General features: G+C 40.2%; 16 protein-coding genes, 1 pseudogene and 1 other annotated feature. Of the genes and pseudogenes, 10 read left to right on the top strand and 7 right to left on the bottom strand.

The window, feature by feature from the left end; all coding sequences use genetic code 11:
• The first annotated feature begins 196 nt into the window (after window positions 1-196).
• Together ABLA85_RS13625 and cobO are read left to right on the top strand one after the other, a co-directional pair.
• A complete protein-coding gene (locus tag ABLA85_RS13625; protein ID WP_367964983.1) occupies window positions 197-961 on the top strand; it encodes a YciK family oxidoreductase in 765 nt (254 codons plus the stop codon).
• Window positions 961-1,557: a cob(I)yrinic acid a,c-diamide adenosyltransferase gene (cobO, locus tag ABLA85_RS13620; RefSeq protein WP_367964899.1), complete on the top strand. Its 597-nt coding sequence runs from the start codon at window positions 961-963 to the stop codon at window positions 1,555-1,557. The genes ABLA85_RS13625 and cobO overlap by 1 nt, the downstream gene beginning before the upstream one ends.
• Window positions 1,558-1,739: 182 nt before the next feature.
• Here the strand turns inward: cobO and rluB are convergent, their stop codons facing one another.
• The 5 genes from rluB to ABLA85_RS13595 all read right to left on the bottom strand — a co-directional run bounded on the left by rluB (window position 1,740) and on the right by ABLA85_RS13595 (window position 12,083).
• Window positions 1,740-2,663, bottom strand: coding sequence for a 23S rRNA pseudouridine(2605) synthase RluB (rluB, locus tag ABLA85_RS13615; RefSeq protein ID WP_367964898.1), 924 nt, complete (start codon window positions 2,661-2,663; stop codon window positions 1,740-1,742).
• Window positions 2,664-2,731: 68 nt separating this feature from the next.
• The gene (locus ABLA85_RS13610; protein WP_367964896.1) at window positions 2,732-3,352 is read right to left on the bottom strand and encodes an L-threonylcarbamoyladenylate synthase; all 621 of its coding nucleotides are present in this window, start codon (window positions 3,350-3,352) and stop codon (window positions 2,732-2,734) included.
• Window positions 3,353-3,402: 50 nt separating this feature from the next.
• Entirely contained in the window at window positions 3,403-4,275 is an 873-nt protein-coding gene (locus ABLA85_RS13605) for a PHP domain-containing protein (RefSeq protein ID WP_367964894.1), read from the bottom strand.
• A gap of 295 nt (window positions 4,276-4,570) precedes the next feature.
• Complete coding sequence (locus ABLA85_RS13600; protein WP_367964892.1) at window positions 4,571-9,643, bottom strand: trypsin-like serine protease; 5,073 nt, start codon at window positions 9,641-9,643, stop codon at window positions 4,571-4,573.
• A 28-nt stretch (window positions 9,644-9,671) separates the two neighbouring features.
• Entirely contained in the window at window positions 9,672-12,083 is a 2,412-nt protein-coding gene (locus ABLA85_RS13595) for a hypothetical protein (RefSeq protein WP_367964891.1), read from the bottom strand.
• A gap of 366 nt (window positions 12,084-12,449) precedes the next feature.
• Window positions 12,450-12,550 (top strand) — a sequence feature (Trp leader region).
• 40 nt (window positions 12,551-12,590) lie between these two features.
• Here ABLA85_RS13595 and ABLA85_RS13590 point away from each other — a divergent pair.
• From ABLA85_RS13590 to ABLA85_RS13560, 7 genes are all read left to right on the top strand, one after another.
• On the top strand, window positions 12,591-14,150 hold the full coding sequence (locus tag ABLA85_RS13590) for an anthranilate synthase component 1 (RefSeq protein ID WP_367964889.1): 1,560 nt from the start codon (window positions 12,591-12,593) through the stop codon (window positions 14,148-14,150).
• Window positions 14,150-14,746 (top strand): gamma-glutamyl-gamma-aminobutyrate hydrolase family protein, encoded by a 597-nt coding sequence (locus ABLA85_RS13585; RefSeq protein ID WP_367964888.1) that lies wholly within the window; start codon window positions 14,150-14,152, stop codon window positions 14,744-14,746. The genes ABLA85_RS13590 and ABLA85_RS13585 overlap by 1 nt, the downstream gene beginning before the upstream one ends.
• A 23-nt stretch (window positions 14,747-14,769) precedes the next feature.
• Entirely contained in the window at window positions 14,770-15,768 is a 999-nt protein-coding gene (gene trpD, locus ABLA85_RS13580) for an anthranilate phosphoribosyltransferase (RefSeq protein ID WP_367964886.1), read from the top strand.
• A gap of 2 nt (window positions 15,769-15,770) precedes the next feature.
• Entirely contained in the window at window positions 15,771-17,138 is a 1,368-nt protein-coding gene (gene trpCF, locus ABLA85_RS13575; RefSeq protein WP_367964884.1) for a bifunctional indole-3-glycerol-phosphate synthase TrpC/phosphoribosylanthranilate isomerase TrpF, read from the top strand.
• Window positions 17,139-17,215: 77 nt separating this feature from the next.
• Window positions 17,216-18,409: a tryptophan synthase subunit beta gene (gene trpB, locus ABLA85_RS13570; protein ID WP_367964981.1), complete on the top strand. Its 1,194-nt coding sequence runs from the start codon at window positions 17,216-17,218 to the stop codon at window positions 18,407-18,409.
• Window positions 18,409-19,215: a tryptophan synthase subunit alpha gene (gene trpA, locus ABLA85_RS13565; protein WP_367964882.1), complete on the top strand. Its 807-nt coding sequence runs from the start codon at window positions 18,409-18,411 to the stop codon at window positions 19,213-19,215. Before trpB ends, trpA begins: the two co-directional genes overlap by 1 nt.
• 227 nt (window positions 19,216-19,442) lie before the next feature.
• Window positions 19,443-19,757 carry a BON domain-containing protein gene (locus ABLA85_RS13560; protein WP_367964880.1) on the top strand — a complete coding sequence of 105 codons (315 nt, stop codon included), beginning with the start codon at window positions 19,443-19,445 and terminating at the stop codon, window positions 19,755-19,757.
• Between the two features lie 161 nt (window positions 19,758-19,918).
• Here ABLA85_RS13560 and ompW read toward each other — a convergent pair whose 3' ends face one another.
• Window positions 19,919-20,560, bottom strand: coding sequence for an outer membrane protein OmpW (gene ompW / locus ABLA85_RS13555; RefSeq protein WP_340620470.1), 642 nt, complete (start codon window positions 20,558-20,560; stop codon window positions 19,919-19,921).
• Between the two features lie 376 nt (window positions 20,561-20,936).
• Between ompW and ABLA85_RS13550 the strand changes: the two genes are divergently transcribed.
• Window positions 20,937-21,677, top strand: a complete 741-nt coding sequence (locus ABLA85_RS13550; RefSeq protein WP_367964878.1) for a YciC family protein — start codon at window positions 20,937-20,939, stop codon at window positions 21,675-21,677.
• 56 nt (window positions 21,678-21,733) lie between these two features.
• Here the strand turns inward: ABLA85_RS13550 and ABLA85_RS13545 are convergent.
• A pseudogene (locus tag ABLA85_RS13545) lies at window positions 21,734-22,029 on the bottom strand (sodium-independent anion transporter); the annotation flags it as partial.

The following is a 22,029-nucleotide window of genomic DNA, read 5'->3' as shown; positions in this document are numbered from 1 at the left end:
AGCCATTTTTCATCAAAGCTATTCCGTTCTATCAAAATTATTCCATCAAAACCATTCATTAGTATCGCTCATAAAAGCACATACAGATAAAAGGCATACATTCTTTTGTCAATTTGACGAGAGCATTAAGTTTTGTTCTGATGATAAATTATTTATGTCACTTTCAGATTTAAAACAGTTTATGGAAATTAGTCAGATGTTAGATTACCAACCCAATAATGACCTGCTGCAACAAAAAATCATTTTAGTTACTGGTGCTGGTGATGGTATCGGTCGTGAAGCGGCATTAACTTATGCCCGCTATGGCGCACAGGTTATTTTGCTTGGGCGCACCACAGCAAAACTAGAAGCAGTTAAACAGCAGATCGAATATGAGGGCGGTTTACCTGCTGCCGTTTATACAATGGATCTTTTAACTGTGACTGCTGAAGAGTACCAGACTTTTGCTGATGAACTGGCACTACATTATCCTCGTCTGGATGGCGTGTTACATAACGCTGGTTTGTTAGGTGTTGTTGCTCCCATCACAGACCAACCCGTTCAACTTTGGCATGATGTTATGCAAGTGAATGTGAATGCCACTTTCATGCTGACTCAGGTTTTGATCCCATTGTTACTGAAATCCCCCAATGGTTCTTTGGTATTTACCAGTTCCAGTGTGGGGCGTGAAGGAAGAAGTGGCTGGGGCGCTTATTCTGTTTCCAAATTTGCTACAGAAGGTTTAATGCAGGTTCTGGCAGAGGAATATCAGGATACACCTCTGCGAGTCAACTGCATTAATCCAGGTGGAACGCGAACCGCTATGCGTGCCAGTGCATTTCCTGATGAGAATGTGGCAAAGTTAAAGACACCCGCCGATATTATGCCAGCATATCTTTACCTGATGGGAGAGGACAGTTTGCATGATTCAGGTATTAGTTTTGATGCTCAACCAGGCCGTAAGGCAGGGCCAGCCGAATAATGACAAGAGATAACAGCCAGTATCAAAAGAGACAACAACGTCTGAAAGAGAAAGTTGATGCCCGCATTGAAGCAGCGCAGCAAGAACGAGGCATTGTCATGATCTTCACCGGAAATGGCAAAGGGAAAACAACTGCTGCATTTGGCACTGTTACCCGTGCCATTGGTCATGGGCAACGTGCTGGTGTGATCCAATTCATCAAAGGAACATGGGAAAATGGAGAAAAGAATCTATTGACACAGCACGATGTTGAATTCCATGTTATGGGAACCGGGTTTACATGGGAAACACAAAATCGTGAAGCTGACATCGCGGCTTGCCAGTCTGTGTGGCAACATGCCTTGACGCTGTTATCCGATCCTGCAATCCAGCTTGTTGTGCTTGATGAACTGACATATATGGTCAACTACGGTTATCTGGAACTTACCGATGTTCTCACAGCCCTTAAACAGCGCCCTGCCAATCAGTCCGTCATTATTACCGGACGAGGTTGTCATCGTGAGCTGCGTGAATTTGCGGATACAGTTACAGAGATGCGACCAATCAAACATGCATTTGAGAACGGTATTAAAGCACAAAAAGGCATTGATTGGTAATGTATTGATTAGTAATGCATTGATTAAAAAAACAAACTAATGAAAGCCGCTATTTCAAAGATCAGTTACTCAATGTTCAATAAATATTGTCCAGTAAATTAAATAAAGTTCAGCGAAAAAATGTTTACCAAATGTAGAGTTAACTCACTGCTTTATTCTACTGAAATAGCGGCCTGAGAAAATTAACGGCCTTTAAGCGTCGTTTTTCTTCCCGTATTTTGGCGAGAACTGCTTGCTGGGCGTTTTCCGGCTGGGCGGGAAGCCACCTGAGCATGCCGCCTTACTGCACGACGGATCTGATTGGCTTTGATACGACGTTGTTCACGTTCAACCGCAACCTTAGACACGGTTTCTTCATTTAGGCCAACTAACTCACGTAAATAGTTAGTCTGCTCCAGCCCTAATTCAGCCCAACCACCACGAGGTAAACCTTTCGGCAAGTTAATATCACCATAACGGACACGGATCAGACGGCTGACCTGCACGCCAACGGCTTCCCACAAACGCCTGACTTCACGGTTACGTCCTTCTGTTAATGTGACGTTGTACCATTGGTTAATCCCTTCTCCACCTTTAAACGAGATAGTTTTGAATGAAGCAGGGCCATCTTCCAGTTGTACGCCTTGTTTCAACTGACGCAATTTAGCGTCGTCCACTTCACCAAAAACGCGAACAGCATATTCACGTTCAACTTCACGGCTCGGATGCATCAGGCGGTTTGCCAGTTCACCATCTGTCGTAAACAACAACAGGCCACAAGTATTGATATCCAGACGTCCTACAGCAATCCAGCGAGCATCCTGCATTTTCGGCAAGCGGTCAAACACAGTCGGACGCCCTTCAGGATCATGTCGGGTGCACAATTCACCTTCTGGCTTATAATAAGCCAAGACACGACAAACTGTTTTTTGCGGCTCTTTGATATTTAAGATCCGCCCGTCAAAGCGGATTTTAGTGGAAGGTTTAACTTCGACTCGATCACCCAACGTTGCGATCTTACCATCAACACTAATGCGCCCCTGTTGAATATATCCTTCAATTTCACGGCGTGAACCGTGACCAGCACGCGCAAGAATTTTTTGTAACTTCTCTGTTTTATCGCTCATTGAGCAACCTCTGCTGTCGCCTTCACAGGCGTCGTATGATAAAAAAATAAAAAAGTGGGAACTTCATCTTATAAAAAAGGCGTCACATCACCTTCGCCTTCACGAAGAACCACCGGTGAATCCCCGGTTAAATCCACTACCGTTGTCGGTTGCTGCCCAAGATAGCCACCGTGAATGATTAAATCAACTTGTTTACTCAAAGTATCTTTTATCTCTTCCGGATCAGATTCGGCAAAATCATTGCCCGGCAAAATCAGGCTGCATGACATCAAAGGCTCACGCATTGCTTCCAGTAACGCCAGAGCAATAGGATTGGACGGGACGCGCAAACCAATAGTTTTACGTTTCTCGTTCATTAAACGACGAGGGACTTCTTTTGTTGCCTGTAAAATAAAGGTGTAATTACCGGGAGTATTATTCTTGATTAACCGGAACGCCTGATTGTCCACATGGGCATACGTTGAGATCTCTGACAGATCACGACACATCAGTGTAAAGTTGTGCCGTCCATCCAATTGACGGATACGGCATATACGGGTCATGGCATCCTTATTTTCAAGGCAGCAACCAATGGCATAGCCTGAATCAGTAGGATAAATAACAACGCCCCCCTTTTTCAGCACCTCTACACTTTGCTCAATAAGACGGGCTTGTGGATTATCAGGGTGGATATAAAAAAACTGGCTCATAATGATAACCTCTACTTCTATACAGCCTTAAGTTCTAGCAGCTTTAAGTTCTATGCAGCCCCAAGCCGTGACCAGTCGTGCCATATCGGTACAACATCACCGGGTAACCACAAATTACGACCGAGTTCTATCCATGAACAAGGTTGGTGAAAATCCGATCCTAGTGATACTTTCAGCCCATATTCTCTCGCCAGTTGACCAAGTTGTTGCCTTTCATTAGGGGCTTGCTGACATTGCGCAACTTCCATTGCATCACCGCCATGTTGTTGAAACCAGGCGATTAAACGTTTTAGCCATTTCATTGACAAACCATATCTGCCGGGATGAGCAATGACAGCCTGCCCCCCTGCCTGGTGAATGATTTCAATAGCCTGCTCGATTGAACACCATTGGGGCGGAACATAACCGATTTTTCCCTTTGCCAGATATTTTTTGAAAACTTTCTGGATCGTCGGCTCAACGCCTGCCTCAATCAGATAACGGGCAAAATGCCCGCGAGTAACCTGCCCGCCATTAGCTAACCGGGATGCGCCTTCCCACGCATCAGGAATACCCGCTTTAGCTAACCGACGCCCGATTTCAATGCCACGCTGTTTCCTTAAATCAACCTGATTAGCCAGAAATTTTCTTAAGGAAACAGAATTGATATCAATGTGTAAGCCAACGATATGAATTTCCAGATTTTGCCATAACGTCGAAATTTCAACGCCGGATATTAACATCAATGACAAATTATTTTGCTGGATGTAGTTTAAGGCAGATGAAATACCTTCCGTCGTATCATGATCAGTGATTGCCAATACATCAATGCCCATGGAAATCGCTCTGTCCACGAGCTGTTCAGGTGATAAAACGCCATCTGAAGCAGTCGTATGGCTATGCAGATCATAGCGTTTTATCATTTCACTGGCGGCTTCAGCCATTGTTTTTACCTGTTTTGTTGGGTGGGAAACAAGAAAACTATCTACAAGAAAACTATCTATCACGTGATATCAAGCACGAAGCAAGAATGATAACACAGTAGGTGGAATTAAAGAGGTTAATTCCTGAATAGATTTCATTATTGATTGGAAAAAATTGATTGGAAAAAAAAATTGAAACCCTATCTATCTATGATTCAAGTACCAAATGACAATCATAATCTAGAAGATAGGGTTGGAACTATATGACTATTGGTTGTTTTTATTTCTTATAAACCCAAATCAAAAGATGAAATATTCATCTCATATATGGACGATAACAAAACTTTCTTTCAACCTGAATGAATTGCCCACAAAATTGTGCAGAAACCGTTATATTTTGTTTTCCAAATTGACTAAGTTTTGCGTCAAAACTCCAGTATCCCTGATCATCAGCCACTATACTGCCTTTTTTAGTATCTCTGGGTGGAAAGGGGTCTTTAGGTAAAAGCATTCTATGGCAAAAAAAATCCCCATCATTCTGAACATCATATGAAACGCTCATTTTCGGTAGCGCATCTCCCGCTATTTTCACATCAATTGGAGGATGATATGAAACTTTAATACTCCCTTCTGGCGGCGCTGAAATACTCAAAACAGACGCATCGACATTATCTTCTTTCATTCTCTTATGAAGCTGGCCATTAACCGTAATGGATTGTGTGGCGTCTACCTGATATATTCCCGGCTGTACATTATGTAGACTACAACGCCATTTACCATCCGTTTTTGAAACCTGTACAGGGCCACAGTTCTGAGAATCTCCATTTGCAGAAGTAGCTTTCAAAGAAATATAAGCACCTTTTGTTGCTGTTCCCGTAATAGGAATAGAAATATTCTCATTACTTTTCATCATGGGAGTAAATTCCTCTGATGATTTTGCAATTTTACTTGCACTTGAAGCTGTACAGATCGGCTTAGCTATAGGATTAATAGTAATATCCGATATGTAAATCACTTCAAAATTGCGGGTTACTGGCTTTCCTGAAGGTTCATTATCTACCCATTGCTGCGCCAAGATCCTATAATTTCCCGGTTTGGATTCGATTTCGTCAGGACAACCCCAATCCTGATTTTCATCTACATCAACTTCGCAGATTTGCTTACCGGCAAGAGAAACTGTGATACGGGCCCCCGCCTGTCCCTTACCATTGATGGTATACGTTGGAGTCGCAATTTGTTCCCCTTCCGCAGGCTTAAGCACGCGCATTTGTAAATTAGCCCCATAACGCACTTTAAAACTTCTGTTAATCTGAGAGCCTGCATCATCCACGATTGTCACATCGTAATTCCCCGGCACAGAACTATAAGGCCCGCATGTCCAGGTGTAATCTTCCCTATTGAGCTTCGCAGAGCAATCATCATGCCCGCCGAATGCTTTTACCGTAACGGTTTTTGCATTACCCGGCATCGTGCCACTAAAGGTATATGCAGGTGTTTTTATAATTTCAGCTTCCTTAGGGGATTTCACTGTCAGCTTGATTTCTCCGGGAGCAGGAACTATCTCAAATGTCACTTTCGCTGTGGATTGCCTTACCTTGTCCAAAAAGGCTGTAGCAACCAGTTTTTGCTCCCCTCTGACGGAGGTATCCAAACCATCAATCCACTCCCAATGCCCTTTATCATCCACTGTAACGCCATTCTGACAGATCTGTGACAACGCTTTCTTGTCCAAACACACGACTGTTCCCGGCTCTCCGGTGCCTTTAGGCAGAATGTTTTCGAGATGCTGATACACTCCGCCGTTGTGTGGTTGTGTGATAACCACCGGCTTAATGGTTTTGGTTTGTACTTCAAAAGAAACAGACGAACTTGAGTTCAATGTATTATCAATAAACTGCTCTGCTACAACAGAATATTTCCCTTCTTCCGGCTGATAAGGTCCACAAGACCATTTACCCGATGCGTCAACTTCGGTATCACAATCTTTAGTACCTCCAAACCCCTTGATGTATACCTTGGCCCCTTTTTCGGCCGTACCTGCAATAGTAAAAGGCAGCGTCGTTATCTTTGCTCCATGAGCAGGGTGAGTAATCTGTATTTTTGTTTTGGTGACTTCGTACTTGCGCGTCACTTGCGAAGTTCTTTCATAAGTCCCCCCAAACTCCGTCGAACTTGTTTTTTCATACTGAGCTGCATAAAGAGAAAATACTCCTTCATTAATCGCCGTCAATGCAGGTTGATGAGGACAGGCCCATTTCCCGGTTGAATCAACCGTGACAAAACAAATTATTCCCTCATTAGACATCGGTAATGTCATCTTTCCTTGTGGCAGAAACTCTTTCACCGCAGCGACAAGAACAAGCTGACCAGGCGTTCCCTGACCTTCAATGGTAATCCCGTCGTGCAGACGATATTGCGCTCCCTTGGCAGGAGATGTGATACGTATAGGGATAGTAAAATGCAAAGTGACAGGATCTCCGACGTGTGCCCCATTTTTAGTTTCCTGTATCCCCAAGGTATAAGTATCTCCGCCTGAAATAGCTTCAGGCATGATCGTAAACTCCCAAAAGAAGCCAAGACCACTGCTGAGGGCAGAACCAACCAAAGATTCAACGCCACCAAAAACGGCGCCTGTCAAACTACTTAAGAAACCGCCAAATCCGCCGCCTCCACTACCTCCAGAACCACCGTACTTACCAGAAATACGGATAGGATTATCCGGATCAACAGTTGAATTATCCTTGGGATTATCGATTTCAAGTTTCTCTTCAGGATTGTCGTCGTCATCATTTTTATCTTTAACGGTAAGACGTGTAACATCTGTGGCAACCACTTTGCCTTCTTTGATTAATTCAGCAGTGAGTTCATAAGTCCCCTTAGTAAAAAGAATTGGCTTATCACACTGCCAGTTACCATTGTCACTAACCACAGCACCTGTGCAGATAGAGGTCTCTTTAATAATTCCTTGATTGCTTCCCTCCAATTTTGGTGTAAAAGGATCTATTCTGCGCCTTTTAACATCAACTTCATCTCCGGGAACATTAGAACTCCCTGATAGAAAACTTGAAATACCCACTGTGCTTGTCTCACCTGTAGAGGGATTAGTAATCTTAATTTCAGGAGTTGTTATTCGGAAATAACTTCTTTCAGGAGGTGAACCACCCCAATATTTTTTAAATTTTTCCAATCCCAATGGATGATATTTATCCGCTACTTCAACATAGTAAAGTCCATCTTTTAATGAATAATAAGGAAGAGAAATTTCCCAAACAGGATGATTGTTTTGCCCAGAATAGATTGGAATAGAAGAAAAGAACCGATGTTCACCTAATTTTATCGGAGAAAAAGTATTTTTACCCTCATCTTTAATTTTTATGGAATATTCTGATGGTAAAATTATATCACCATTTGGCCAAATATATTTTTGTCTATCACCGCCATAGCCAAAAAATTTCTGATCTTGTTGATCTTTGAAATTTATCTCTCTCGGATTATTAATATCATGTTTATCCTTAAACGTCGGACTTAAATACCCTCCTAATTCATTAAATTTATTCCATAAGATTGGATCAAGCGGGTCAACATGTTCAATTTTCTGTATTGCAAAAATATTGAATTGCCGTAACCCGGCATTTAATCCATCTATTTTCTTATTAGGAATATAAACTCTACTCATCTTATCATTAACATCATTACAATATAAATATGACTGATTAAAAAAACAAAAAAAACTGGCTTTATTATCTAGCCCCAGATCAAAAGGTAACATTTTACTATATTTGCTGTATAAGTTATCTTTAATTGGTTTAATATTTGGACTGTTACTCTCTTCAGGTTGAAACAGTATATTAACTTGATCATAAATATTTAAATTATCAGTTTTTTGAATCGCTGTTATTTTATAATTCCATTCTGTTTCATCACTAGGATCTTCTATTTCTTCAATAACTGAGTGATTTATAGTACATGACCAAAATCCATAATCTGTTGTTTCTATTATTTTGCTACCAGTTATTCCCTTACATAGTTCGTCTTGTGTATAGTAATCATCATCGCTTACAGTAGATTGCAATACAAGTTCAACTGTTGACCCAGGATCAGCATAACCACGTATGGTAAAATCCTTCGTAAATACAGTTGATTTATCTGCTGGGTAAACAATACCAAACTCTTTTGCAATAGAAGGTATTTTTGCTTGTACGCTATCTTCTCTCCACGATACACTTTTTGATAAATTATCTGATGATTCCTGAGCTGTAATAATGACATTATGTTCTTCTTCTTTATTCATTTCCTCAGTGAAAAAATCATTATTCGGGATGTTACATTTCCACTCTCCACTATTATCAACAATATCTTTACATTTAAAAGATTTTTTTTCTCCATCATTGATAGAATAAATTAATTCTATTGCACTTTTTGGTCTTCCCCATCCCTTAACAAGAATATCTCCATCCCGCTTTCTTAAATGAGCATTCCAATCTGGGGTATCAATCCAGATCTGCTTCATTGTCTGAGAAAACCACTTGCCAGGAAAAAATTTATCGATAAAACCGATTTTATTATACTTGCCAGTAACATCTGAAACGACAAAAAAAGGATAATCACGCTTATCATCAGTTTTTTGTTTTACACTAGGCACCTCAAATCCAAAGGATGATACCCCAACAATTGTATCGTTCCAAATAATCGGACCACCAGAATCTCCATGCTGTATAACACCTGGTTTTAAACCTGCCTTTTTATTTTTTTCTATAACTAGCCCTTGGTTATTAAAATAATCACGAGCTGGAGAAATAATTTTAACATCAGCATAATACTGAGCATTGTCGCTATTCTTTTTCGGCTCGCCTGTTGTTTCATCAATTCCTCTATAACCATACCCATAAATAGAGGCTTGGTAATAACTGCTATCTAATTTTTCATAAGCTTCATCATAATTGAAGAAACGACGAATACGACCATATTTTCCATCCAACTCTAACGGTTTATCCAGCTTTAAAATCGCTACATCATGCGGGTCCTGTCCAAATACCCCTGGAATTTCCATCTTTATAAAATTATAGGTAGATGCAGTGACTTTTTTATTTTTATCATATGAACTAATCACATAATAATTTTTAGCTTCTACTTCTTCACAATGTGCAGCGGTTAGAACATAGTTTGGTGCAATCAACGAACCGGTACATAACATCTTTTCTTCGTTTTTTTGATCAACATAATAAATACTGACAACCCACGATTTGCATTTGTCACTGTTAATATCCTTACAGCTTTCTTCTCCCCCTGCAATAGCCTTCAAAGGTAACGATTTAATTGAACTATCAGAAAATGAATGACTACAATGGAATAAAATGAGTAATATCAACACTGCTCTAATAACAATCATTTCAAACTCCTTAAATATCATTCCACAACTAATTTTTATTAATGCAATTCATTCCGCGATCACTGCCTATGCATTTAAATGTTTTATTGCCTCTACTTTTATAAAAATAGTTATCGCTACTTTCTTGGAAAGTAAAAAGATACTCTCCTCGCTTAGCATAATGCTTATACTCATATGTCCAATTGCCCTTTTCATCGGATAAAATTTCTTCTGGATCCCCCAATATATTAAAATAGATATCGACACCGGACATCAAATTTCCTTTATCATCGTCAATAGTTGGCATAGAGGTCCCATAAAACTCAGTGAAAACACTATCATTTCTGATTTTTACAGAAAAAACTTTAGAACTTAGTATCATCACTTCATCTTTGTTATTTGGAATAGGTTCGCCTGAGATATTTCTACCAACTGCTCTTACCATTATAAAACCTATGGGCACTCCCTGAACTTCATAGCGCCAATTATTATTATCAGGACTTACAGAATATGATGGAGATTCAAAATAATTATGTTTATATGATATATTGACCGTGCTTCCATTAGCTGCTTGACCTTCAATCAGGATATTTTGTGTATCTTGAGTCGTTGAAGAAATTAGCTCATCATTTTTAGGATTAGTTATCTTTACAGGGCAATTTTGCGCAGAATAGCTCACCTCTTTTTTACCCTGCACACCGGGTAAAAAAGATTGATGAATGGATTGCAATTCTGATGAATGATCGAATACAAATGCTTTATAAGAAATAAAACAAACAGCTTCTAAACCGTCCAGTCTCCATTTACCTGTACCGGTATCAACATCAGGAGTATAACTCTTTGCTGGTGTATAAATTGTCCCATCACTGTTATAACCCGTGATTTGAACCTGTATACGCTTTGCGTCATCAGCCGTATCGCTATTCACCCGGCCCGATAAACTGTATTTTCCGGCAGATATAGTTTGCCCATCCTGCATTGAGGTAATGGTTTCGCCACATAGCGGACCATTAAATGTGACGCCCGAATTATCGATACCCTCAAGGCTAACTGTACCGGTAATACCACACGGCATCCAGAGTTGCCCTTCCCAATTATCACCAACTCCTGTAGGTTGAACTTCATAAAAATAGAAATTGAAACTTGTGTTAATATTAGGAAGAGTTCCATCCTGATTACGGCCTTTACCTGAAATTGTAATATAATTATTTTCTACGGTTGAATTAGGCTTAGGGCTGGTTATTTCTGGAGGGCAATTTTGTACAGAATAGCTCACTTCTTCTTTTCCTGGTATTTCTGGTAAGAAAGATTGATGAGTGGACTGCGATTCTGATGAATAACTGAATACAGATGCTTTATATTGAATAGAGCAAAATGCCTCTAAACCGTCCAGTTTCCATTTACCTGTACCGGTATCAACATCAGGAGTATAACTCTTTGCTGGTGTATAAATCGTCCCATCACTGTTATAACCCGTGATTTGAACCTGTATACGCTTTGCGTCATCAGCCGTATCGCTATTCACCCGGCCCGATAAACTGTATTTTCCAGCAGAAATAGTTTGCCCATCCTGCATTGAGGTAATAGTTTCTCCACATGGCGGACCATTAAATGTGACTCCCGAATTATCGATACCCTCAAGTCTAACTGTACCGGTAATACCACACGGCATCCAGAGTTGCCCTTTCCAATTATCACCAACTCCTGTAGGTTGAACTTCATAAAAATAGAAATTGAAACTTGTGTTAATATAAGGAAGAGTTCCATCCTGATTACGGCCTTTACCTGAAATTGTAATATAATTATTTTCAACTGTTGAATTAGAGAAGGGCGAAATAATTCTTGGAGGTTCCCAAGTGTTATCATCTTTGATAGTGATAACAATATTACTGGGATTATAACTTGTATTACTATCAACACTTGTATCTAAGCAGATTGAACCATCACATGTTGCAGTTATTTCAAGATTGCAACTCCCTCCAAGAGGGGGTAATAGGCTGATAAAGGCAGTATCATTTGTTTCAACTGTGGTTTGCCACCCAATAAGAGAGAAAAAAGTTCTCATCCTAAAATAACATGATTTATATTCCTCTCCGTTCTTATAAGAAGTGGCTTCCCAGGTTACAAATTTATCTACTCCTGAGCATCCATTAAAAAATCCATTATTATCTCTGAGACTTTCATAATATTTATCTCCTGATTTTAAACTAATACTTTCATACCCAATCTTATACATACATTGATAATCTGTAACTTTGATTTGTAAATCATCATATTTACTTTTATTCTCAAAAGTTAAATTATAATCAGCATATAAAGCACTTCTATTTTTATCAAATTTATAACCTGCTTCATTAAAAATGATATTGTCACTTTTCAGATCAATTGCAAAAGAGTTGTTAGAAACAATAGATATAATAAAAAACAAAAAGATACATGGGCTTGTTTTTATTACACTCATAATTATAACCCTCAATTAAAAAGTGGTATTATTATGAAAATTAAAATAATTCTTTAAATCATACCGATCTATTAAATCAAATTTATGACTGAATTATTTCCATAAAAAAAGAAACAATGGTAATGAATATAGTTGCATTAAATTGAAATAAAATATCATTAACTTTTAAAAAAAAGAATATAATCTTGTTTTTATATTTTTTGACTAATCTCCATTACTTTTACATTTTCTACAAACACAAAAAACTATTGACAAGTGAATCACGAATCAGTTTACTAGTACGAAAGATTGATTTGAATACATTTTATTAATACTCTACTTAACAAGGCACTTAAAATGAATGTACTGATGAAAACTACTCAGGAGATGCGTTGGTGGCTCAATTTCCCGTTCAGGGCGGTTGAATGACGCACATAAGTAGAGAACCAAAGTGCCAATAACCCGCTCTGAAAAGCGGGTTTTTTTATACCAATTTTCTGTAGATAAAGATCACAAAAGGGGGTGGGTATGATAGGTAAGGACTTCAATATTTCGATAAATCAAATAGAAACAGTCTATCAGGCTGATCCGACACTGCTTTTCAATCAACTTTGCAACAACCGATCAGCAACGTTATTGCTAGAATCTGCTGAAGTAAACAGTAAAAAAGATCTTAAAAGTATGTTGATCATTGATAGCGCGATACGTATTACCGCCAGTGAGCAACAGGTCAATTTTACAGCGCTTACTGAAAATGGCCAGAATTTGCTGCCTGTTCTCGCTGACTTACTGTCAGAGAAAGCCCAAATCAGCATTGATACACATTCCTTTCAGGCAAAATTTCCTATCATTGAGAAAAACTTAGACGAAGACAGCCGGTTAAAAGCAGATTCTGTTTTTGACGCATTACGCGTTCTAACCACTTTATCTTCTCTTTCAGGAACCCCTGAAGCCATTTTCGCAGGTGGATTATTTGCCTATGATTTAGTCGCTGGATTTGAACCACTCCCTAAAGTCAAAACTTCTCAACACTGCCCTGATTTTTGTTTTTATCTGGCAGAAACCTTAATGGTGATCGACCATCAAAGCCAGCATACTTTGTTACAAACTTCACTATTCGGTGCATCAGATACAGAAAAACAACGCCTTGAAAAACGCTTATCGGCACTGGCTGATATCATTGCTCAACCTCGTCAGCCATTGGTCCCCATAACATTACCTGATATGGCGATTTCCTGTAACCGGAGTGATGAGCAGTACGCAAATATCGTTCAGCAATTACAACAATTTATTCGTCAGGGTGAGGTATTTCAGGTAGTGCCTTCCCGGCGTTTTACATTACCCTGCCCTTCCCCATTAAGTGCTTACCGTACCTTAAAAAATCAAAATCCCAGTCCTTATATGTTCTTTATGCAAGATCAGGATTTTTGCCTGTTTGGTGCATCACCTGAAAGTGCTCTGAAATATAATGCCAATAGCCGGCAGGTTGAAATTTATCCAATAGCAGGAACTCGTCCTCGTGGGCGCAATGCTAATGGCGAGTTAGATGCCGATTTCGATAGCCGAATTGAGTTAGAAATGCGTACCGATACAAAAGAGATGTCTGAGCATGTCATGCTGGTTGATTTGGCCCGCAATGATTTAGCCCGTATTTGCGAGCCGGGCAGTCGCTATGTCGCTGATTTAACTAAAGTCGATCGCTATTCGTTTGTTATGCACCTTGTTTCCCGTGTTGTCGGTACAATTCGCCATGACCTGGATGTCTTTCATGCTTATCAAGCTTGTATGAATATGGGAACGCTGACAGGTGCACCAAAAGTTCGGGCGATGCAACTTATTGCTCAATATGAAGGTGAACGCCGGGGCAGTTATGGCGGCGCAGTGGGGTACTTCACTGGCAAAGGCGATTTTGATACGTGCATTGTTATTCGCTCTGCCTATGTAGAAGACGGTAAAGCCACTGTTCAGGTAGGTGGCGGCGTGGTTTTGGATTCCATTCCCGCAGCAGAAGTCACCGAAACTCTCAATAAATCCAGAGCTGTCATCCGTGCTATAGCTCAGGCTCACAATACGGAGGTAGCATTCTAATGGCAAATATTCTTCTGCTCGATAATGTAGATTCCTTTACCTACAATCTCGTGGATCAACTCCGTACCAGTGGTCATCAAGTTGTTATCTACCGTAATACCGTTTCTACAGAGACAATAATAGCGCAACTTAGAAAGATGGACTCACCCTTGCTGATGTTATCCCCCGGCCCAGGAAAACCGTCAGAGGCCGGGTGCATGCCACAATTACTCAAGCAGATCATTGGGCAAATCCCAGTGATTGGTATATGTCTTGGGCATCAGGCGATTATCGAAACATACGGCGGCGATATTTCGGCAGCCAAAGAAATTCTGCATGGTAGATCAACATTGGTGACACATGATGGACAAGCCATGTTTTCCAATCTGCCTAATCCTCTCCCCGTTGCCCGTTATCATTCTCTTGCCGGCGTTAACATTCCGGCAACACTGACTGTTTCGGCTTCTTGTGGCGAGACAGTCATGGCTGTACGTCATAATGACGACAGAGTCTGTGGATTCCAGTTCCACCCTGAATCAATCCTGACAGCGCAAGGATCCAAGTTGCTTGAACAAACTCTGGTATGGGTGCTGCATCCAAAGAAATTTGGCAGATAATAAAAAGAAGAGGATAGAAGAAAATGCAATTAATTTTCGAAAAACTGTTCAGCGCCCAACCCCTGACCCAACAAGAAAGCGAAAAACTCTTCACTGCTATTATTTGTGGTGAATTAAGTGAGCCTCAATTAGCTGCTGTTTTAATCAGCATGAAACTGCGTGGCGAACAGCCGCAAGAAATTGCAGGCGCGGCACAGGCACTATTAGCCCATGCTTCTCCGTTTCCACGCCCTGACTATTCCTTTTGTGATATTGTCGGTACAGGTGGAGATGGCACAAACAGTATCAATATTTCAACTGCCAGTGCTTTTGTTGCCGCAGCCTGCGGCCTTAAAGTCGCAAAACATGGTAACCGCAGCATTTCCAGTCGTTCAGGTTCATCTGACTTACTGGCTGAATTCGGTATAGCACTGGATGCCAGCGCTGAAAAATCCCGCCAGTCCTTGGATGAAATTAATATTTGTTTTCTGTTTGCGCCGCAATACCACAGTGGATTTCATCATGCAGTAGCAGTTCGCCAGCAATTGAAAACCCGTACTTTATTCAATGTGCTTGGTCCACTGATCAACCCTGCCCGACCGCCTCTCACCTTAATTGGTGTTTACAGCCCAGAATTGGTAGATCCTATCGTGCGTACATTACAAGTATTGGGTTATCAACGTGCTGTGGTGGTACATAGCGGAGGCATGGATGAAGTTGCTTTGCACGCGCCCACACAAGTTGCTGAACTTAATCACGGTGAGATTACTCAATATCAGTTAACAGCGAAAGATTTTGGACTACCCAATCATCCGATATCATCGCTGAATGGCGGAACACCGCAAGAAAATTGCCATATGTTGCGCTTATTACTGCAAGGACGGGGGAAAAAAGCGCATGCCGATACGGTGGCCGCCAATGTCGCACTCTTAATGAAAATACATGGAAACGAAGACTTACGGCAAAATACTCAACTGGCATTAGATACGATTTATAGCGGTCAAGCCTATGAAAAAGTGATCGCATTAGCAGCAAGGACTTAATCATGAAAAGTAATATATTACAGAAGATTGTTGCAGATAAGGCGCTATATCTCATCACTCGCAAGGAAAAACAACCACTGGAAAGTTTCATGGATTCCGTTGTACCAAGCCACCGTTCGTTTTATCAGGCACTGACTCATAACCAGACGGTTTTTATTCTGGAATGTAAAAAGGCCTCTCCTTCAAAAGGCTTGTTACGAACAGATTTCGATCCAGTACATATTGCCAAAAATTACCAACCCTACGCAGCAGCGATTTCTGTACTGACTGATGAAAAATATTTTCAGGGCAGTTATGATTTTCTTCGCGTAGTCAGTGCGGCTGTACATCAACCCATTCTGTGTAAAGATTTCATTATTGATCCTTATCAGGTTTACCTTGCCCGCTATTATCAGGCCGATGCCATTTTGTTGATGCTTTCTGTTCTTGATGATGATACCTACCGTCAACTGTCCGATCTGGCACATAGCCTTAATATGGGGGTATTAACAGAAATCAGCAACGAAGAGGAACGCCGTCGGGCAATAGCACTGGGTGCAAAAGTGATTGGTATTAATAATCGGGATCTGCGTGATTTGTCTATAGATTTAGATCGTACCCGCAGGCTGGCCATCGATTTGCCAGAAAATACCATTGTTATTAGTGAATCCGGCATTCACTGCCACCAGCAGGTACGAGAATTAAGCCAATTTGCCTGTGGATTCCTGATTGGTAGTGCTTTGATGGCTCAATCTGATTTGCACCTCGCACTACGGAGACTGATTCTGGGTGACAATAAAGTCTGCGGCTTAACCCGCTCACAAGATGCTAAAGCAGCATTACAGGCTGGTGCCGTTTATGGTGGTTTGATTTTTGCTGAAAAATCACCACGTAAAATCAGCCTGCAACAAGCACAACAAATCATTAATGAAGTCCCTTTGTTATATGTTGGTGTATTTCAGAATCAGTCAATTGAATTCGTCAATCATACTGCCCGCAATCTTTCACTCACAGCCGTTCAATTGCATGGTCATGAGGATCAAACCTACATTGATGCGCTCCGTTCTGTCCTGCCAGAACATTGTGAGATCTGGAAAGCGATTGATATGTCACAGGCAAAAACGCTTTTCGATATACCTTATTCCAATATTGATCATCTATTATTGGATAATGGCCCTGGAGGTACAGGCAAAGCCTTTGATTGGCAATTAATCGCCAAAAATTTTCAGCATAACAGTGTATTGGCAGGTGGTTTAAATGCGGAGAACTGTAGACAAGCCGCAGCTCTGGGTTGTTATGGACTGGATTTTAATTCCGGGGTTGAAATCAGACCAAGGATCAAAAGCAGCCAGAAAATAAAACAAGTATTCCAACAATTACGCTGTTATTAATCATATTTTCAGAAAACTAGCATTCAAAAGACGAATATTCAGATAGTTAAATTTTAAACAGAAAGTGAGAAATAAAAATAATGGCTAAGTTAAATCCGTATTTTGGTGATTTTGGAGGGCAATTTGTTCCTCAGATCCTAATCCCTGCCCTTGATCAATTAGAAGAGGCATTTATCGAAGCAAAGAATGATCCTGAATTTCAACAAGCATTTCATGGTTTATTGAAAAACTATGCAGGCCGTCCAACTGCTTTAACACTCTGCCAAAATTTAACCAAAGGCACAAAAACCCGTTTATATCTGAAGCGAGAAGATTTACTCCACGGAGGAGCACACAAAACCAATCAGGTTTTAGGACAAGCATTATTGGCAAAACGGATGGGAAAAGAGGAAATTATTGCTGAAACGGGTGCGGGTCAGCATGGTGTAGCGACAGCCCTAGCATGCGCGCTTTTAGGTTTGAAATGCCGCATCTACATGGGAGCAAAAGATATTGAGCGCCAATCTCCCAATGTATTCCGTATGCGCCTTATGGGAGCTGAAGTCATTCCTGTCCACAGTGGCTCCGCAACACTAAAAGATGCCTGTAACGAAGCTATGCGTGATTGGTCTGGCAGCTATGATAAAGCACATTATTTGCTCGGAACCGCTGCTGGCCCACACCCTTACCCCACAATGGTACGTGAATTTCAGCGCATGATTGGTGAAGAAGCCAAGACCCAGATTTTGGAAAAAGAAGGACGCTTGCCTGATGCCGTTATTGCCTGTATTGGTGGTGGTTCAAATGCTATTGGATTATTTGCGGAATTCATTCCAGAAACCCACGTTCGCCTGATTGGTGTTGAACCCGCCGGGCATGGTATTGAAACTGGGGAGCATGGTGCACCATTAATACACGGTAAGTTGGGAATTTACTTTGGCATGAAATCGCCAATCATGCAGGCAGAAGATGGGCAAATAGAAGAGTCATATTCCATCTCGGCCGGATTGGATTTTCCTTCCGTTGGCCCTCAACATGCCTATCTTAACAGCACTGGACGGGCCGATTATGTTTCCATCACTGATAATGAAGCACTGGATGCGTTTAAAGCACTATCACTTAATGAAGGGATTATTCCGGCCTTAGAATCTTCACATGCACTTGCCTACGCCTTGAAAATGATCCATCAGGAACCGAATAAAGAACAATTATTGATCGTCAACTTATCCGGTCGTGGCGACAAAGATATCTTTACCGTTCACAATATTTTGAAATCAAGAGGAGAAATCTGATGGAACGTTACGAATTGTTATTTAAAAAATTAGAAAAACAAAATCAAGGCGCTTTCGTTCCCTTTGTCACTCTGGGCGATCCTAATCCTGAATTATCTTTAGACATTATCGATGCTCTCATTTCTGGTGGAGCCGATGCCTTAGAAATCGGCATTCCATTTTCCGACCCTCTTGCAGATGGCCCGACGATTCAGGATGCTAATTTGCGTGCATTATCTGCCAAAGTCACACCGACATTATGTTTTGAGTTATTGACACAAATTCGGACAAAACACCCTGATATTCCAATCGGTCTGCTGATGTACGCAAATCTAATATTTCATAATGGAATAGATGAATTTTATAACCGCTGTAAAAAAGCAGGGGTTGATTCGGTTCTGGTTGCTGATGTGCCATTATCTGAATCACACCCTTTTCATTCAGCGGCCATAAAATATGACATTGCGCCGATTTTCATTTGTCCACCCAATGCAAATGATAATTTGTTACGTGAAATTGCTTCATTCGGGCGCGGTTACACTTATCTGCTATCAAGAGCTGGTATTACAGGAACTCAAAATCGGATGGAACAGCCATTGACGCATTTGATTAATAAACTAAAAGAATACCATGCAGCACCTGCCCTACAAGGGTTCGGAATTTCTGAACCAGAGCAAGTCATATCTGTCATCAATAGTGGGGCTGCCGGTGCTATTTCAGGTTCTGCTGTGGTAAATATCATTGAGAAAAATTTACATCAACCTCAAATTATGCTGGAAAAACTCACGATATTTGTCCGCACCATGAAATCAGCAACCCAGAGATAATCTCTCTCTTTCTCCCATAGCTCAGTTTATGGGGGAAAATTGCTGTCTGAAAAAGAATCTCTGTTATTTGTAAGTTCTTCTGTCTTCAACAATACTTCTTAATTATTGTCATCACATTATTACCCTGTAATAAAACCATGTAACCAAATGAAATGAAAAATCGAAGTAATAGAAAAATAATGTTTATGTTTGACAGCATTATTTTTTGACATCAAAGGAGACTTACTATGAAAAAGTTGAAGAGCATTTCTGCATTTTTTATTGCGGCCGTCATAACCGTTACGATATCTGCATGTGCTCCAACCGCAACAACAGAAAGCACTGGGAACTACATTGATGATACAGTAATCACTACCAAAATAAAAACGGCACTGTTTGAGGCTAAAAATTTGAGAGCCAATGACATTGGTGTAGAAACCTATAAAGGGCGTGTTCAATTAAGTGGATTTGCACGTTCTCCCGAAGAAGTCAAACAAGCAATTCAAATTGCAAGAGGGATTAAGGGAGTTAAAACCGTTATTAACTCTATAAAACTCCGGTGAATAAATTTGAAAAATATCGTAAAAATGGGGCAAGCATATGCTGTGCCCCATTGGTTCTCTCTTATACCCTTTATTTTTCAAGTTGCAGATAACAAAGCTGCACCTTAAAATCTATTGGGTTATCAAACACACAGGTTAATTACACTCGCATCATCAAATCATCAGAATTTATAACCAACACCAAACATAAACACCCAAGGGTCAAGACGGGTTTTATATTTATAATCCTTATCTCCTGCTTTAAATTTCACATCAGTTTCAATATTCATCCACCAAAGTGAAGTATTCAACATCCAGTTTTTATCCAGTTGATAATCTAAACCTACCTGACCTGCAACCCCCCAGGAATCTTTCAGATCCAGGCTATTTAAATTCGCTGCTTTAACAGTTGCATTATTATTAAATTTTTCATCAAAGAATGTTGTATAGTTTACACCTATACCAATATAAGGACGTAAATCATTTTCTTTATCACCAAAATAGTATTGTGCCATTAATGTTGGTGGTAAATGTTTAACCGTCGCAATCTCACCGACTTTTGGCAGGTTAACATTATGCTGAAATGGCGTAGCAGCCAATAATTCAACACCAATGTTATCAGTGACCATATAACCAAAGGTTAAACCTAACTGCGTGTTATTATTTACGTCAAACGAACCTAAACCTAAGACATTATCAGAGCCAGCATTTGGCCTTACCGTTGCTGTACCTGCACGGAATAGGAAATCACCGGCTTCATGGGCAAAAGTCAATGATGGAGCCAGCGTTGCAGCAGCCAAGACAAGCGCAGAAATCTTTTTCATTATCAATCCCATTTATGTGGTTTTAGTATCTACAAATTTATTATTTCACCTATGGGATATTTTTAATTGATCCAAATCAAAGTTACCTGAATATATATTTATGATGAAGAAAAATTTATATTTCTCTATTAATTTTTGATTACAACCTATAATTAAGAATATTAGTATTATATTGACAACTAATATATATCAATTAGATCCTGTTCGGTTAACACAGAATTAACGCAATCACCGTGAGAACAAAAATTAACCAAAAGACGTTTTTGGGAACAAATATTGTGCAATAGTGACTAACTTTACTTTTAGGTATCCAATAATCTGCCGAACAAGGTACAATTGGGTATCATCATTGTTTCATCGGATAGGAGCCATTTTCATGCCCATCACGGCAAATACCCTGTATCGTGACAGCCTCAATTTCTTTAAGCATCAACTGTTGAATATTGTCATACTCTCTGTTTTGGCGGCGTTGGTGACAACATTGCTGGAGCATGTTCTCATGCCTGATGGTGAACAACTCAAATTACTGGTTGAGATACAAGATGCTTTCAAAGACTCAGGCAATGCGGGCATTAAAAACTTCGTAGAGCAATTAACCCCGGAAGAGCAGTTAATGTTCTTGCATACAGCATTCGGGATCTTATTTTCCAACATATTTGGCGATACTTTACTCACTGTCAGTGTATTGATACTTATCAGTGCTATTTCAAATGGGTATCAAACCAATGCATTACAGGTCAGTAAACTATCGCTTATTCAATTACCTAAGATGCTATTGCTGATGTTTATCTGTACCCTATTGATTCAGATAGGTTATACCTTGATGTTCATCCCAGGGATTCTGTTTTCAATCACATTTGCATTTGCCCCGATTTTTCTGCTTGATAAAGGTAAAGGGGTCTTTGCTTCTATGCAAGAAAGCTGGAGATTAGCGTTCAATAATTTTCGCCTGTTAATTCCTGCTATATTATTATGGCTTGCAATAAAACTGATTTTAATACTGGGTTTGTCTAAACTGCCTGATATCGCACTATCATCACTGAATAATCTGCTGTCTTCTATGTTGCTGATTTATCTATTCCGTTTGTATATGCTGACCAAACCACAAAATCAGTGAATTACAAATTAGTTACATATAAGGTTACATATAAGAAACCCATTGCCTCGCCCTACTCAGCGAGGCTCTCTCTCTTCAACTTGTTTCTTACTCTGAATCAAACGAATAGCAAAATAGAGATCAGGAACCACAATTAAATCCTCATCACTACGCTTGAGTTTGTTTTGTTTGATCCAGTTCTTCAACTCAGTTCTGCGGCCAGCAAGGATTAACGTTATCCTTTTTCGTTTTAGCTCCGTAATGAGTTCATCCAACGCAGCAAATACACTGACATCATCATAGGTAAAACTGACCGTTGCATCCACAACCAACCATGCAGGACGTTTTGGAGTGCTAGATAGTGTCGTCATGA

It is taken from the genome of Xenorhabdus sp. SGI246 (assembly GCF_040838225.1).
Classification (GTDB): domain Bacteria; phylum Pseudomonadota; class Gammaproteobacteria; order Enterobacterales; family Enterobacteriaceae; genus Xenorhabdus; species Xenorhabdus indica.
This window is presented reverse-complemented; position numbering and strand designations above follow the sequence as displayed.